Source organism: Streptococcus infantis (assembly GCF_047464415.1).
Classification (GTDB): Bacteria; Bacillota; Bacilli; order Lactobacillales; family Streptococcaceae; genus Streptococcus; species Streptococcus infantis_AE.
In genome coordinates, this window is record NZ_JASHBX010000003.1 from 105,678 (window position 1) to 121,685 (window position 16,008).

Genomic DNA, 16,008 nt, shown 5'->3' on the forward strand with positions numbered 1-16,008 from the left:
ATGTTTTTTAGTTTATTATAGCATATTTTAACAAGCAAAACAAATCCTATAAGTTGGCTTCCACCTGTTTACGGTAGGCTTTGGGAGACTTCCCACATAGTTTTCGAAAGACCTTATAGAAATAACCAACATTACTGTAACCAACTGTATAACAGATATCCTCAATACTATCATTTGTAGATAGCAAGAGCTGCTGGGCAGCCTTAATGCGTTGCTTATTGAGAAGCTCAGCAAAGGTGGAATTGGTTTCCTTCTTAATCAACTGGCCCAAATAAACGGGATTGATAAAGAGATCCTTGCTGATATCTTTGAGAGAAAGCTCTTTTTGGTAATCTCTACCAATAACCTCGAGCACACTAACAACATTTTCATTCATGCGGTATTGACCAAAGAAGGATGTCAAGGTTTCCTTGGTATAAGCGACTAGGTCCTCAAAAGTTGTAATGGCATGGATGTTTTTGACAATATCTGTCATGTCGTCTGCCTTCAGATGTTCAAAAAGATGGAAAACATCCATGACAAACTGGGTAAAGAGCTGCTTGGTAATGGATACCCTCGGTGTGTTTTCTAAGACAATCTTCTCAAGTAAGGTCAACTCCTCGATAATCTGCTGGAGATTTCCTTGAATAATCACTCGATAGATGGGTTCGTAGTAAGAAAAGAGACTTTCAGACTGATCTAAATTGACCGAGCCATAAAAGAGAGTCTTTTCAATATCACGCTTCCACTTTTCAAAGTTGATTTGATAAGAAGCTTCAAAAGGCATGACCAATAAGCCCTCAAATTCCTGATCAGCAAGGACGATCTGCCAGTCTTGACCTAGAACGTAGTAAGGAATGGCATAATTTCCTTGTTTTTCTTTTGAAAGTCCAATCCACCAGTTTTCTTTTTGGCTGAGATGAGTCTTGAAAGCTTCTTCATCGAGTTGCTGACTCAATATTTCGGGCTCATGAGATTTTTCACCAAGCTGACTGGCAATCTTTTCAAGCAAGTGTTCAAGCTCAACCTTATCGACTGGTTTGACCAGATAATCAACGACATTGAGATTCATGGCTTTTTTGACATAGTCAAATTCTTGGTAGCCTGAAAGGAGAATATAGTAAGCATTTGGCAACAACTCCTTCATCTCCCCAATCATTTCAAGCCCTGTCTTGTCAGGCATATTGACATCTGAAATAACAATATCGACGGGATGTTCTCGAACGTAGTCCAGAGCATCGTCAGCATGATTGGCTGTTGCAACGACTTCCATATCCCACTTGTCAAAAGGAATCAAACGTTTGAGTCCTTCTGTAATCATGTACTCGTCGTCCACTAAAAGTACTTTATACATCTTTATCCTTTCTCTTCATTTTGAATGGTAATTCGATAGCGAACACCTTTTTTTTCAACAGATTCTACACTGATATCATATCGGTCACCAAAGTAGAGCACAAAGCGCTCATGCACATTGACAATCCCAATGGACTGCCGTTTCCCACTATAATCCACTGTATGTTCAAAGGTTCTTTGAGCTAATTTATCCTGGATCTCTGCTAATTTTTCGGCAGGCATTCCACGCCCATTATCGGTTACCAAAATCTCAACATAGCCTTCTTTTTTCAAGGCCTTGATACTAATCACATTATCTGTACGTCGATGATCAACTCCATGAGCAAAATAATTCTCCACCAAGGGTTGGAGGGTGAATTTTGGAATGCGCATTTCTTCCAAGCCAGGGTCGATCTTAAATCCGTAAGCAATGGATTTTGGATAGCGAACCATACAGAGATAACTGTACTTCCGACAAAACTCCACTTCTTGCTTTAATGTTGTTTCTCGCTCATCAGAGATGTTGTTGCGCAGGAGACTACTGAATTCGTAGATAATATCCGCTAGTTCATTTTGGTTTTCCATAACCGCGTACATCCGTAAAAACTCGAGGGTATTATACATAAAATGCGGGTTAATCTGAGCTTGTAGGGCGCGCATATGGGCATCTTTTTGACTCAGTTCAAGCTGGTAAATATCATGGATATTTCTCTCCAATCGATCCAACATATCATTTGTTGTCTCAGCAATTAAAAGTAATTCCTGGTCTTTTTTCGTGAGATCAATTCTTTTACCTTGTTCTCCTTGCGCAATATCATGGATTGTTTCCACTAGGTCGACAACCTGGGTTTGATACTTCGAAAATGTTTTTTTCAGAGTTACATATAAAATAACGATAAAGAGAAGACTCAAAGCAAGAATAAAGACAGAACTAGAGATACTCCCACTAAGGACATAATCCCTAGGAACCGCAACCTGAACCTGATAACCATGAGCAGTCTCATCTTGCAACCATTCCTCTCGATCACTTTTTTCACCTTGGTGAAACATATCTGTTTCAAAAGGAGAGGTGATGCTCACAGCAATTGGGATATTTCCTCTGGTATTGTCAATAGCCTTATAAAAAACATCAGAAGATACAGAAACATAAATAACACCAAGAGCTTGATCCGATACAGGATCAGATACGGGAATGGCGAAACTATTGGCATCTGGCTTGAAGGCATCTGCAGAAACTTTGTAACCACTACGATTGTCCCTCTTCGAAACATAAACTTCTGTCGAGTCTTGCAAGACAATGGCTACACCCGTTACAAAATCATTGCGCACGTAGAGGTCATCGATATTTTCATAAATGGATACAGATATATAGGGCGATGCTTTACGCTCCAGTTGCCAGTAGAAATAATCTGGTGTACTGAGGCTAAAATACTTATAAATTCCCTCGATTCGCGCTTGATTATCTACTAAACTTTGGGCTGAACGCGCTGATTCTCGATAATAATACTCAACCTCACTCACTGTCCGAGTCAAAACCCGCTGGGAAACCTGTCTTGCTTCTTTTTCTCGACTATCCCAGTTCACATAGGAAATCAACAGGGCAAAACTAGCAATGATGACAATCATCACCCAAGTATAGGTTCGAAGGAGTGAATGAAGCCAAAACTGTTTCATCCTATTTGGACGCCAATTTTTCATGAATGCTTTCATAAACAGGCTCCAATAAATCACTAATAAAGAAATGCCACATACCAATCCCTACAAAAATAATGAGGGCAGGCATATAAAACCCAATAATGGCTAACAAGACGCTACCAAGAAGAACTTTAGCCACTGCTGATAAGCTCATAAAAATTCCGATAAAGGCAATCTTTAAGGTATTTTGATAGGATAAGTCAAAATAAACTTGTAATTTTAGAGAAACTGTATAAGCCAAAAAGACCAAGGCTACCAAAAAGATATTTAGAAAGGTTGCTGCCAAATGGATAATGGTCTGATGCGGCAATTGGATCATGAGATACAAACCATAAATCAAGATCAAGTCAAGTCCCATAAAGGTGTAGAAACTGAGATTGCTTTTTACAAAATTGCTCTTATAAAGAGTCCATGCCTCTTTAAAACCATAGGCACGGTAAGAATAGCCATGTTCTGCAAATAAGCTCATGATAGTCGCACTAGCTGGCGCTATACCAAAAACCACACCTCCTGCTAGTGTCAATAACCAAAAATAAGCTGTAGCTATCATCCCCAAAAAGAAACGATGAAAGACTAGCTCAATAAAATTTCCCACGGTTTGCCTCCAAAAAAATAATCTAGAACTATTATAACATATTTCAAGCGCTCTCAAAAAAGAAGAGGAGAGAAAAGGTAGCAAGAGTTGAACCTGCTACCTTTTAGAAGCAAGTTCGGAGCAGGTATCCATCCTTGTCAAATGGCCAAATGTTAGTTTATAAAGGATAAATATAATTGTTTAATAATGTTATTTGTGCTATAATAAATATAGATAGAGATACCGATCAATGACCAAAGGAGTTTTCAGAAAAGATAAACATATTTGCAGATTAAATACTTACTATTCAACTTATTTACTGGATTAACAAAATAACGAAAGGAGTATGAATCATGACTTTAAGAACTACTTTGTTTTGTGTTGCGCTTGTATTGACTCTTTTCTCTGATAAATTGTTCAAACAACAATATGTAAAAATCGGAAAAATAATTTGCGCTATAATCTTATTAGTCGCTTCATTATCATATCTGTTCTAAGTTATTTTAAGAATACAGGAATTTGTTTGTCCTGTATTCTTTTTTCTACCAAATGTACATTGATAAAATTTATACTTAATTTCAAAACAACACAAAAAAGCTCTAGTCATACTGTCTAGAGCTTTTTTGTGTTGTTTTGATTCGTATTGAATGCATACTTCACTTCTATCTACAGTTTCTAAATCTCTAAATATAATAGAGCTGAAGCAGTGATAAAACAGATCATCAACAAACTTGGTAATATCTTAGAAAATAATTTCTTTATAGTCCAAGTCGCTTTGCTTTAAATTATACTTTTTTCTTAAACATTTGATACGAGTAGGTATTTCTTGTGAGTAATTTTCATCAAAAAATTTCATAGATAAGTCCTATATATAATCATGGTAAAGTAGTAAAAATAGTTGTTATCCTAGTTGATTAAAAAAGTCTTTGATTTCCTCATCTTTTATAAAATAATATATAATTTTCCCCTCTCTTCTAGTATCCAAGATGTTTTGATTGGCTAGTTTACGAAGATGGTGGGAGGCAGATGCCATACTGAGATTTAGTAAACAGGCTATATCACAGACACAGAGTTCTTCGACTGCAAGGAGATAAAAGATGATATTTATCTGTTTATTATCGGTAAACTTTGATAAAATACGAAGTGATTTTTGGACTTTTTCCTTTTCAAAGTAGTTCGTTGCGGTTGTAACATTTTGTTGATTAATAACATCCACTTGGCAGATACTATCTTTTTTCATAATTTTTTCTCCTAGCCGAACACAGTCCTTAGCATGTCAAAGCTGTTGTTTTCAATCAGGATATACATCCCCAATCCTAAATAAACAACGGCAATAAACCATCTGCTATATTTTTCCAAAGTTTCTCCAACAGAAGGGACTTGTGCCAATTTTTGGGCAGAAAAAACCAGGAGATAAATCATGACTAGAAAAGTAAGTAAAGCCACTATCAAATTCGCTAAATTTAAGGTAATAAAATATGGGACAAAAACACCAATATTGTCAGCACCACAACTTGCAAAAGTAATCATAGCGACTAGAAAAATCAGGTTTTTATCATCTTTGCGCAAACCATCTTTTGCAATAGCTTCTCCATCAGAATCTCCTAAAAGCAAAACTTTGAGTCCTAGGAAAATTGGAATCAAACCGAGCAAACCTAAAATCTCTTTACTAGGAATATAATTTAAGACAAATGCAAAAAGCAAACTTAGCAATATTAGACTAACAGAGCCTAGAAATTGTCCTAAATAGATGTTAATGATGTCTTTTCTGCTTTTTCTTTTGGCAAAAAATAACATTAGGATAATAAGTAAGTCTACGGCTGTCCCAGAATACAGTATTATTGAAGTAACAACATTTTGAATCATAAAACACCTCATTCAAATATATTTTTGAATGTATTTTAACATTAAACTTTGTAGATGTCAACTTAAAATTCACCAAAATATAGATAAGGCGTTAGTGTACCAAATATTAAAAAGCCCTGCCATCGAAATGATAGCAGGGCTTAACTTCAATATCCAGATGATATATTTATCTAAAAAAGGTAGAGTAAAAGGTAGAGTTTTTATTGATTTGTAGTGCGATATAATGAGTTTCAAAAAATCAAAAATCACTTTAAATCAATATTTTGACGTCTATTGACGTGTACTGAAACCCTTACTTCACCTCTGTAAACACAACGTGCTTGCGAAGTTTTGGTGAGTATTTCTTCAATTGAAGACGGTCTGGAGTGTTACGTTTGTTTTTAGAAGTAAGGTACAAGCGTTCACCAGATTCTTTGTGTTCAAGTGTAATATTTACGCGCATGGTATCTCCCTTCTATTATTCAGCTGATGCAGCTTTAGCGATCTTACGTCCTTTGTAGTATCCTTTAAGTGATACACGGTGAGAACGTGAGTAATCTCCAGTAGTTTCGTCAAAGTTTACAGATGGAGCTGTTACTTTGTAGTGTGTACGACGTTTGTTTTTCTTCGCTTTTGAAGTGCGACGTGCAGGTACTGCCATTTTGATTTCTCCTTTTAAGATATAATTCAGTTAGGTTTGATTTTCATCAACTTTAATAGTATATCAAAACTTTTTTGTAAAGTAAAGTTACTTGACAAAAAAAGATAAAAAAATTTTCCTATCCAATCTTCTGGATAGGAAAATAGACTAAATATCAATCTCAAATGGTTCATCAATGGTTTCTGAGACGTATTTCCCGTCTTTTTTCCGTTGCTTGACACATTCTGTAAGAAGATATTCAATTTGCCCATTGACTGATCGGAAGTCATCTTCTGCCCATGATGCGAGTGCAGCATATAACTTATTCGAGAGTCGAAGGGGGATTTGCTTCTTTTTAGCTTCTGCCATTTCTAATAAAGGCTTCCTGTATTGACAATTGGTTGTGCATCATGATTGCCACAGAGAACGACTAGGAGATTTGAAACCATCGCTGCTTTACGCTCTTCGTCTAGTTCAACCAACTCTCCTTCATTGAGACGTTCCAGTGCCATTTCAACCATTCCAACAGCGCCGTCAACAATCATCTTACGTGCATCGATAATAGCAGATGCTTGTTGACGTTGAAGCATGACGGCAGCAATTTCTGGTGCATAAGCTAGATAAGTGATTCGTGCCTCAAGAATTTCCAAACCAGCATCCTCTACACGACTTTGGATTTCTTCACGAATACGTTTAGCTACAATCTCACTAGAACCGCGGAGGCTTCCTTCATCGGCTTGCCCATCACCTGTAGTGTCTACATTCGGAGACACATCGTAAGGATAGATGCGGACAATATTACGGAGGGCGCTATCACATTGCAATGAAAGATATTCTTTATAGTTATCTACGTTGAAGACTGCTTTGGCTGTATCGACAACTCTCCAAGTTACCGCGATTCCGATTTCAACAGGATTTCCCAGACAATCGTTAATCTTTTGACGAGAATTACTCAAAGTCATAACTTTGAGAGAAATCTGTTTCTTGCCAATTTCAATGTTTACATCATTGCCATTTGATGATTTCATTCCTGAAAAAGGAGATTTTGTGCTAACATCGCCACTTTGTCCGAGTCGAGTGTGAATTGCAGGATTGACCGCTATACTGAAGGGATTGACAAAGTAAAAACCAGGTTCTTTGATGGTACCTATATAGTTACCAAAGAGGGTCAAAACCAGAGCTTCTTGAGGTTTGACAACTTTTAAACCAGCATGAGCTAGAGCTGAAATTAAGATTAATAAAAGTCCGATAATAATTCCAAAAATATTTTCTGAACCAGCACCCATTATAAATATAAAGAAACCAAGTACGAGTGCCAACTCAATGAGAATCAATGCTACTACACCATTTGGTTTTGAATTGATTAATTTTTCAGTCATAAGAATGACCTCCTGTATTTGATATCTAAATGATATCACTTTAATTTTAAATGTCAATAAAAAAATGCAATCTTTTTTCAGAAAATTCTTGAATTTTCTTCTGTTATTCAGGCGAAAATTATGCTATAATGGTAAAAACTGAAATGGGAGGGAACTTAATGACAGAATTAGATAAACGTCACCGCAGTAGCATTTATGACAGCATGGTTAAATCACCAAACCGTGCCATGCTTCGTGCAACTGGTATGACAGATAAGGACTTTGAAACACCGATTGTGGGAGTGATTTCAACTTGGGCAGAAAACACACCGTGTAATATTCACTTGCATGATTTTGGTAAGCTTGCAAAAGAAGGTGTCAAATCTGCTGGTGCTTGGCCTGTTCAATTTGGAACCATTACGGTAGCAGATGGGATTGCCATGGGAACGCCTGGTATGCGCTTCTCTTTGACATCTCGTGATATCATCGCGGACTCTATCGAAGCTGCTATGGGTGGTCATAACGTCGATGCATTTGTAGCTATCGGGGGCTGTGATAAGAACATGCCTGGTTCTATGATTGCCATTGCCAATATGGATATCCCAGCTATTTTCGCCTACGGTGGTACTATCGCCCCTGGAAAACTAGATGGTAAAGACATCGACTTGGTTTCTGTATTTGAGGGAATCGGAAAATGGAACCATGGTGATATGACCGCTGAAGACGTCAAACGTCTCGAATGTAATGCCTGCCCTGGCCCTGGTGGCTGCGGTGGCATGTATACTGCCAACACGATGGCTACTGCTATCGAAGTTTTGGGTATGAGCTTGCCAGGTTCTTCTTCTCACCCAGCAGAATCTGCTGATAAGAAAGAAGACATCGAAGCAGCTGGACGTGCTGTGGTTAAAATGCTTGAACTCGGTATCAAACCGTCTGATATCTTGACTCGTGAAGCCTTTGAAGATGCCATTACAGTGACAATGGCTCTAGGTGGTTCTACTAACGCTACTCTTCACTTGCTTGCCATTGCCCATGCTGCTAATGTTGACTTGTCACTTGAGGATTTCAATACCATCCAAGAACGTGTCCCTCACTTGGCCGATTTGAAACCTTCTGGTCAGTATGTCTTCCAAGACCTCTACGAAGTTGGTGGTGTGCCTGCAGTTATGAAGTACTTGTTGGCAAATGGATTCCTTCACGGAGACCGTATCACATGTACTGGTAAAACTGTCGCTGAAAACTTGGCCGATTTTGCAGACCTCACACCAGGTCAAAAAGTCATCATGCCACTTGAAAATCCTAAACGTGCAGACGGTCCGCTTATCATCTTGAACGGTAATCTTGCTCCTGACGGTGCAGTTGCCAAGGTATCCGGGGTTAAAGTTCGTCGTCACGTTGGGCCAGCCAAGGTATTTGATTCTGAAGAAGATGCTATCCAAGCTGTCTTGTCTGATGAAATCGTTGATGGCGATGTTGTTGTTGTTCGTTTCGTTGGACCTAAGGGTGGTCCTGGTATGCCTGAGATGCTATCACTTTCTTCTATGATCGTTGGTAAAGGTCAAGGAGACAAGGTTGCCCTCTTGACAGACGGACGCTTCTCTGGTGGAACTTATGGTCTAGTTGTCGGACATATCGCACCTGAAGCTCAGGACGGTGGACCAATTGCCTACCTTCGTACAGGAGATATCGTCACTGTCGACCAAGATACTAAAGAAATTTCTATGGCCGTATCCGAAGAAGAACTTGAAAAACGTAAGGCAGAAACAACCTTGCCACCACTCTATAGCCGTGGTGTCCTTGGTAAGTACGCCCACACCGTATCTTCTGCATCACGTGGTGCCGTGACAGATTTCTGGAATATGGAACAATCTGGTAAAAAATAACTAGAAAAAGCAGTCGCTAAATGACTGCTTTTTCTAGTTATTTGTATTATTTCATGGAATATGATAAGATAATTGCTCTAACTATGATTATAAAGGAGAGACAATGTTTTCACAAAATACAGGAATTATGCTCTACGTAGATGATGTAGCAGCTGAGAGAGACTTTTGGTCTGCTATCGGTTTTGAAGTTTTTAATCAATCAGAAATTATGGGTTTTGAAACTTTTGAAATGAAACCTCACACGGACAGTACACTGAATTTTACTGTCTACGCCAAAGACTTTATTCGTCAGGTATCGCCAGAGGTAGTTGATATGAAACCTAGCCTACTCTTTGAATCAGCAGACCTTCACAGTCTTCATGAACGCCTAGCTGCAGTAATTGATACCACCAGTCCGATCAGTACTCAACCTTTCCCTAACTTTAACTTTGCAAATCCAAGTGGACACTATTTCGCAGTTAGAGGAATCTAATAACAAAACAGCTCTCTGTTTATTAGCAGAGAGCTCTTGTATTTTAGCGTGGTGGTAGTCCAAGCGCTATGCGACCATAGCGACTGATGCGTGTAATCTTCCAGGCAGGTGACCAGGTAACTTCAACCCTGACATCTTCAATTCCTTCAATCTGTTTCAAGCCTGCCACGATTTCGATGGGTAAACTTTCTGCACAGTCACAGGCAGTATCGGTGAAGGTCATGACAATTGTACAAAGACCAGCCTCGTCCAAATGAATCTCGTAAATCAAGCCAAGATTATAGACATCTAGTTCCACATCTGTATCGTAAACTTTTTCTAGTTTTTCAATGATTTGTTCTCCTAATGCTAGAGCACGATCATTGATTTTGATATCTTCTCTCATTGCATTCCCTCCATTTGTAAACTGCACCTATTTTCTCATAATTCTGACAATTTGGCAAGTCTTTCCCAATCAAGACCGGATTCGCCATAAAAACTACAGACTAGAAATTAGTCATAGCTTGGACCAAACTGCCCAAAAACCTAGCAACCTAGAGCAAGAGGATATTGGCATAGGTTAGAGAATGATTGAGCTTCTAAGACATACTTTCTAAACAGAAAAAGTAGAGAAAGGTCATCTCTACTTTTAAAATATTATTTTGACTTCACAGGTTTATCTGCCAAGGCCTTGATAGCTGATGCTATAGTTTCTGCGTAGAGCTTAGCACCCTCTTCTAGTTTGGTATTATCACTTCCAAAGTGAACCTGGTCCGTTCCTTTCCAGATGTCTGGATGATCTTTAGATACCTGATTCCAGTCTGCAACCTCAATGTAAGGATACTTCTGAGCTACTTCACGCACATAATTAGCATACTGTTCTACATAAGGCTGAGTTGCTTGAGTTTTGTCCCCTTCATAAGGTGTCACAAGTACAAGCTGATGGCCCTTAGGTAGATTTGTTATCAAAGAATCGATATCAGCCTTATAATCCTCAGGGTTATTCACTCCAGTAGCAATAACCACTATTTTAGGGAGGACTTTATTCTGACTGCGGTTGAGCATAATAGCATTGGCTTGCTTGGTATTTCTGCTGACTTGACCATCTGTCTGAGCGTCTGGTAGAACCTCTTTTAGTCCAGGTGTTGCACGCAAGGTTACAGAATCTCCGATGATGGATACACCTTCGGCAATATTGTAGCGACTTGCTTCTGCTTGATCCACCATGGTTTTTGTACGGGTAATATTGGTTTGAGCTTGATTGAGGCCATTTACCATCAAATCCGTTTCAAAAGCACCTACTTGGGGAGCAATAAGCATCACAATCAGTGTCAGCAAGCTAAGGAAACCAACGCTACCCGCAAAAATTGGTTGAATATGCGGAATTTCTTTTACCTTTTGCAATAAGCTACTGTTCTTCCCTGCAATGAAAGGTTCAATCACATAGAAAGAAAGGCTTGCAAAGAGATAAGAAAAGATAGTAGTGAGAATCACAGCTGGTAGATTGCTCATCAACTGAGAGAAAATGATATAAAACGGCCAGTGGAAAAGATAAACGGCATAGCTGGTATCAGCTAAGAAGCTAATTACCTTTGGCTCTTCAATCGTCGGAGTTTTCTCATGTAAAAGTCGTGCTGCAACGATCATCAGAAGAGCAGCTAAACTTGCCAACAAGAAGCCAAGCAAGTAGGCAAAAAGATAATTGAATTTCACGAAGAAGGTCAATAAGAGTAAAAGTCCGAGACCAGCTGAAAAGACTAATAAGGTCTGTTTCAAGTCCAGGGTTTGATTCAAACGTTTAAGAAGAGGTGTCGTATGACGGACCCCTATCAAGGTAGCTAGGACACTACCTAGGAAGAATGGATAAACATGAGTTAGACTTGAAAAGTAAAGCGTTGAGTAGGAAGAAACGATAAAGCTACCAATAAACATTGAAAGGAAGCTAACAACAAAGGTAATTGAAGATAGTAGAAAAACCATTCCCCGTAGTTGCCCACCTGTTTTGGCTTGCTTAGACATGAGCCAAACTGCCAAGCCCCACAAGATATAGTAATGAACTTCAACTGCTAAACTCCAGTTATGAACAAAGAGATGAGGAATGAACTGAGATTCATAACTTCCCCCTGTTAACATTTCATAGAAGTTGGTCATAAAACCAAGGACACCAGCAATCTGACCACCAATTCCGGCTACATAATCCTGCCGAACCAAGAAAGTAAAGGGCATAACGACGAGGATCATTAAAACGACCGGTGGAAAAATCCGATAGAAACGTCTTCTGAAAAATCCTAGGATATCAATCTTACCTTTTTGTCCAAATTCTTCTAATAAAAGTGACGTAATTAGGAAACCTGAGAAGGTGAAAAAGACGTCAACCCCGAAGAATCCTCCTGGAAAAATCGTCTGAAAGAAATGGTACAAGAGTACCAAGAGTAAGCCTGTAATCCTGATCAAGGAAAACCATTTAATACGCATACGAGGTTATTCTCCGTTCATTAGAGTAGTAAAAAAACCATCTAATGTTCATTCCATATTACCTTTATTTTATCAAAAAAAGAAGAAAAATCCTAAGAGAAAACTTAGGATTTGAGCTTTAGATTGATAATCTTAGAAATTACGACCTGATTTATTGTAGCCATATTTTTCAACAAAATGCTCACGGAATTCCAAGAGATTGTCATCCATAATAGCCTGACGAACCTGCTTCATAAGATTGAGCAAGAAGTAGAGATTATGGTAACTGGTCAAGCGAATACCAAAGGTTTCATCAGCCTTGAGCAAGTGACGAAGGTAGGCACGGGTGTAGTTCTTACATGTGTAGCAATCGCACTCAGGATCAAGCGGTGTAAAGTCCTCCGCAAACTGGGCATTCTTGACAACCAAACGTCCTTGGCTAGTCATACAAGTACCGTTACGAGCGATACGAGTCGGCAAGACACAGTCAAACATATCGACCCCACGAATAACCCCATCAATCAAGCTATCTGGTGCCCCAACCCCCATAAGATAGCGAGGTTTGTTTTCAGGAAGGAGTTGAGTGGTGAAGTCCAAAACTGCGTTCATCTCTTCATGAGTTTCTCCAACTGCCAACCCTCCGATAGAGTATCCTGGGAAGTCCATGCTGACAAGGTCATGAGCTGACTGACGACGAAGATCTTCAAAGCCTGCACCTTGTACAATCCCAAACAAACCTTGGTCATGTGGACGACAATGAGCTTTTAATCCACGCTCTGCCCAACGGCTGGTACGTTCGATTGACTTCTTCACATAATCATAAGGTTGATAAAATTGAGGACATTCGTCAAAGGACATCATAATGTCTGAGCCTAGATTGTTTTGGATAGAGATGGCTTTTTCAGGTGAAAGGAACATCTTGGAACCATTGAGGTGATTCTTGAAGGTCACCCCTTCTTCAGTGATATTACGGCTATCAGCCAATGAATATACCTGGAAGCCACCACTATCTGTCAAGATAGGCTGATCCCAGTTCATGAACTTATGAAGCCCACCTGCACGCGCAATGAGTTCATCTCCAGGACGTAGCCACAAGTGATAGGTATTAGAGAGAATAATCCCTGACCCCATCTCTTTCAATTCTTCTGGCGATTGGGTTTTGACCGTTGCTTGAGTCCCAACCGGCATAAACATAGGAGTTGGGAAGGTTCCGTGTGGCGTGATAATCTCACCCAGACGAGCTCCCGTGTGTTTTTCTTTCTTAATCAAACGATATTTGATTGGTGAATCTGACATTTTTTACCTCCGAAGCTGGGAAAGACAGTCCCAGTTCTTACTTTGTGCCCAAGGGCATACTGTATGATTCTATCAAAAAAAACAGGAACTGTCACGAACTATGGTATAATGAAAGAATGAAATACCCAAAAATTGATTTAAAAGAAGTTCGTCAACAAGCTAAACAGTTTCAAGCTGAACATCCACGTCTATTGCTTGTCTTTTTATTACCAAGCATTTTTCTGATTCTATCCAGCTTTATAAGTCCATTATCCCTACTTGATGAGAGGATTCTTGAGCAATCCTTCTTTACTTTTTTGATGAGCTTGATCCAGTCCTCACTCTTTCCTCTAGCAGTAGGATTTACAAGTTCTATTATCCTAGCTGGTGCTCTGTTTACAACCATTAATCTCTACAGAATTTCCGAGATAGAGCTTTCCTTTAAAGATAGTCTGTCCTTACTTGACAATCGCTTCTTCACCCAGACCTTTCTGACTCTCTTGCTCAAACGTTTCTATCTCTTTTTGTGGAGCATCCCTAATCTTTTTGGTGTCTACTTGCTCTTCTATAGCAGTGCCATGGCTCGTAAATTTGTAGAACTTCATCCCGAATTTCCAGCCGTAGACGTCACCAATTCAGATATCGAACATTTTCTGCTCACTTTTGCACTCTACTTCTTTGGTAGCGTCTTTCTGATGATTTTGGGAACCATTGCCTATCTGCCGCAATACTACGCTTATTCCCAAGTAGAGCTGCTCCTATGTGATACCCTTGCAATTGGAATTGCCAAGCCAAGTCGTGTACTCAAAACCAGTCGCTTCCTTATGAAAGGCTATAAGTTCCAACGCTTCGTACTTGATTTACAGCTACTTCCTTGGTATCTCCTTATCTGGATCAGCTTCGGAATTGCGAGCATCCCTTCTTTCCCTTATATCTATAGTAGTCAATTCTTCTTTTATCAAAGATTGCTCGAAATCAAGCGGAGAAAAATTTAACGTGAATGATTAAAACCAGCACCTTCTATGGAGAGTGCTGGTCAGAACGAAGACAAACGTCATTTTTGGTGTTTGTCTTTTTATCTTTTCAAAAATAGTTTGTCTCATCACCTACTATTCTATCCAAAAATCTGAATTTGAGAAAAATAAAAAGGGATATTTCCTATCCATTTCACCAGTTTTTTGATATTTAAACACGCCAAAGTAAGCCCAACCTGATCCTCCATTTTGGATTTTCCTTTCTCTCTAGTGTATCTCAAATTATGGTACTCCTTAGCCGTCCCAAAGAGCCGTTCAATTGTTTCTTTGCGCTTCTTATAGAGCTCTTTCATTTCTCTTTGGTGACGAATCTCCTCACAAAATTCAAGGGCATCTTTCCAGACATGTCTCGTTACTACTTTTTGAAAATTCTTGCTTTGGGTACAAACGGATAATAAAGGACAGGAAACGCATACTTTGGGATTACTCTTATACTCACGGTAGCCTTCTCGAGTGGTAGTGCGATAGCTTAACACTTGATTCTCTGGACAAACATAACAGTCATAACTTGCATCATAAACAAAATTACTAGGCCTTAAGTTCCTTTACTCCCTTTGGACGAGTATAAGAAAAGACAGGAATGATGTTTCGCTCTAATAAATAATGGGCAATAGCTGGTGTCTTGTAACCTGAATCCGCAATAATATAGTGGGGGGAGAATGGCTCTAACTTTGAAAAACGGGCAGGGAAAGCCTGACTATCATGAACATTTCCTGCTTCAACCGTATAAGCTAAGGCCCAACCATGCTTATCACAAGCAACTTGAGCAGAATAGGCAAATACTTCCTTGTGTTCGCCCTTATGGAACCAACCACACTCGGGATCCGTTGTTGAGATTTTCTTTTCCTTAGCCTCACTTTCTTTTGCGGGCTTTAAGGACTTTTTTTCGTGTTTTTTCCTATCTAAATCAATCTCAACTGCCAATTGTTCACTCATAAATTTAGCTTGTTGGTCTACCATTTCCTTACGATACTTGTGACTATTAGCTGCCGCTTTGATATGGGTACCATCCACAAATATTTCAGAAGGATCAATTAAGCCAGCATACAAAGCTTGGTTGAGAACTTGGGAAAAAATCTCATAAATGAGTTCTTTATCTTGAAAACGACGGCTGTAATTCTTCCCATAGGTGGTAAAATGAGGGACCTTATCATCTAAAGTTAGTCCGAGAAACCAGCGATAGGCCACGTTTACTTCAATCTCTTTCATGGTTTGGCGCATAGAACGGATACCATAAAAACATTTAATCAAAGGAATTTTGACTAACATGACGGGATCAAGACTAGGACGACCATTATCTGGACTATAGGTGTCTTCTACCAAGTCATAAATAAAGTCAAAATCAACCTTTGAATCTACTTGTCGAAGAAAGTGATCTTCTGGGACCAATTCGTCAATTGTATAGAAACCATACTGCTTACGATTATAATCAGGTTTTTCTTTGTGAAACATAGGGAACACCTCACAACTCTTCTTGCCTCTATTATA

The 16,008-nt window shown here is 39.1% G+C and carries 16 protein-coding genes and 1 pseudogene; 4 read left to right on the forward strand and 13 right to left on the reverse strand.

Annotated elements, in window-relative coordinates:
• Positions 1–46: 46 nt before the first annotated feature.
• From QM460_RS02815 to QM460_RS02835, 5 genes are all read right to left on the reverse strand, one after another.
• A complete protein-coding gene (locus tag QM460_RS02815) occupies positions 47–1,333 on the reverse strand; it encodes a response regulator (RefSeq protein WP_414289184.1) in 1,287 nt (428 codons plus the stop codon).
• A gap of 2 nt (positions 1,334–1,335) precedes the next feature.
• On the reverse strand, positions 1,336–3,009 hold the full coding sequence (locus tag QM460_RS02820; RefSeq protein ID WP_414289185.1) for a sensor histidine kinase: 1,674 nt from the start codon (positions 3,007–3,009) through the stop codon (positions 1,336–1,338).
• A complete protein-coding gene (locus tag QM460_RS02825; protein WP_414289186.1) occupies positions 2,987–3,601 on the reverse strand; it encodes a YesL family protein in 615 nt (204 codons plus the stop codon). Before QM460_RS02825 ends, QM460_RS02820 begins: the two co-directional genes overlap by 23 nt.
• 880 nt (positions 3,602–4,481) lie before the next feature.
• Positions 4,482–4,820, reverse strand: a complete 339-nt coding sequence (gene cadX, locus QM460_RS02830; protein ID WP_261274324.1) for a Cd(II)/Zn(II)-sensing metalloregulatory transcriptional regulator CadX — start codon at positions 4,818–4,820, stop codon at positions 4,482–4,484.
• Positions 4,821–4,831: 11 nt separating this feature from the next.
• Positions 4,832–5,446 (reverse strand): CadD family cadmium resistance transporter, encoded by a 615-nt coding sequence (locus QM460_RS02835; protein WP_084972499.1) that lies wholly within the window; start codon positions 5,444–5,446, stop codon positions 4,832–4,834.
• A gap of 28 nt (positions 5,447–5,474) precedes the next feature.
• Here QM460_RS02835 and QM460_RS02840 point away from each other — a divergent pair, with 28 nt between their 5' ends.
• Complete coding sequence (locus QM460_RS02840; protein ID WP_082242376.1) at positions 5,475–5,660, forward strand: FanG protein; 186 nt, start codon at positions 5,475–5,477, stop codon at positions 5,658–5,660.
• A gap of 78 nt (positions 5,661–5,738) precedes the next feature.
• On the opposite strand, the gene rpmG is transcribed toward QM460_RS02840, so the two are convergent.
• The 4 genes from rpmG to QM460_RS02860 all read right to left on the reverse strand — a co-directional run bounded on the left by rpmG (position 5,739) and on the right by QM460_RS02860 (position 7,444).
• On the reverse strand, positions 5,739–5,888 hold the full coding sequence (gene rpmG / locus QM460_RS02845) for a 50S ribosomal protein L33 (protein WP_001265622.1): 150 nt from the start codon (positions 5,886–5,888) through the stop codon (positions 5,739–5,741).
• Positions 5,889–5,903: 15 nt separating this feature from the next.
• Positions 5,904–6,086 carry a 50S ribosomal protein L32 gene (gene rpmF, locus QM460_RS02850; RefSeq protein WP_000290417.1) on the reverse strand — a complete coding sequence of 61 codons (183 nt, stop codon included), beginning with the start codon at positions 6,084–6,086 and terminating at the stop codon, positions 5,904–5,906.
• 147 nt (positions 6,087–6,233) lie between these two features.
• Positions 6,234–6,434, reverse strand: coding sequence for a PTS ascorbate transporter subunit IIC (locus QM460_RS02855; RefSeq protein WP_000796543.1), 201 nt, complete (start codon positions 6,432–6,434; stop codon positions 6,234–6,236).
• 2 nt (positions 6,435–6,436) lie between these two features.
• Positions 6,437–7,444 carry an SPFH domain-containing protein gene (locus tag QM460_RS02860; protein ID WP_414289187.1) on the reverse strand — a complete coding sequence of 336 codons (1,008 nt, stop codon included), beginning with the start codon at positions 7,442–7,444 and terminating at the stop codon, positions 6,437–6,439.
• Positions 7,445–7,602: 158 nt separating this feature from the next.
• Between QM460_RS02860 and ilvD the strand changes: the two genes are divergently transcribed.
• Positions 7,603–9,306 carry a dihydroxy-acid dehydratase gene (gene ilvD, locus QM460_RS02865; RefSeq protein WP_248035870.1) on the forward strand — a complete coding sequence of 568 codons (1,704 nt, stop codon included), beginning with the start codon at positions 7,603–7,605 and terminating at the stop codon, positions 9,304–9,306.
• Between the two features lie 103 nt (positions 9,307–9,409).
• On the forward strand, positions 9,410–9,778 hold the full coding sequence (locus QM460_RS02870) for a glyoxalase (protein WP_414289188.1): 369 nt from the start codon (positions 9,410–9,412) through the stop codon (positions 9,776–9,778).
• A 43-nt stretch (positions 9,779–9,821) separates the two neighbouring features.
• Here the strand turns inward: QM460_RS02870 and QM460_RS02875 are convergent, their stop codons facing one another.
• The 3 genes from QM460_RS02875 to tgt form a co-directional block, all read right to left on the reverse strand.
• Entirely contained in the window at positions 9,822–10,163 is a 342-nt protein-coding gene (locus tag QM460_RS02875; RefSeq protein WP_049530778.1) for a metal-sulfur cluster assembly factor, read from the reverse strand.
• A 251-nt stretch (positions 10,164–10,414) separates the two neighbouring features.
• Positions 10,415–12,232, reverse strand: a complete 1,818-nt coding sequence (locus QM460_RS02880) for an acyltransferase family protein (RefSeq protein ID WP_414289189.1) — start codon at positions 12,230–12,232, stop codon at positions 10,415–10,417.
• Positions 12,233–12,364: 132 nt separating this feature from the next.
• Complete coding sequence (gene tgt / locus QM460_RS02885) at positions 12,365–13,507, reverse strand: tRNA guanosine(34) transglycosylase Tgt (RefSeq protein ID WP_301559860.1); 1,143 nt, start codon at positions 13,505–13,507, stop codon at positions 12,365–12,367.
• Between the two features lie 116 nt (positions 13,508–13,623).
• Between tgt and QM460_RS02890 the strand changes: the two genes are divergently transcribed.
• Positions 13,624–14,481: a DUF975 family protein gene (locus tag QM460_RS02890; RefSeq protein ID WP_414289190.1), complete on the forward strand. Its 858-nt coding sequence runs from the start codon at positions 13,624–13,626 to the stop codon at positions 14,479–14,481.
• 119 nt (positions 14,482–14,600) lie between these two features.
• Here QM460_RS02890 and QM460_RS02895 read toward each other — a convergent pair.
• Positions 14,601–15,972, reverse strand: a pseudogene (locus QM460_RS02895) (IS1182 family transposase).
• Positions 15,973–16,008 lie beyond the last annotated feature (36 nt).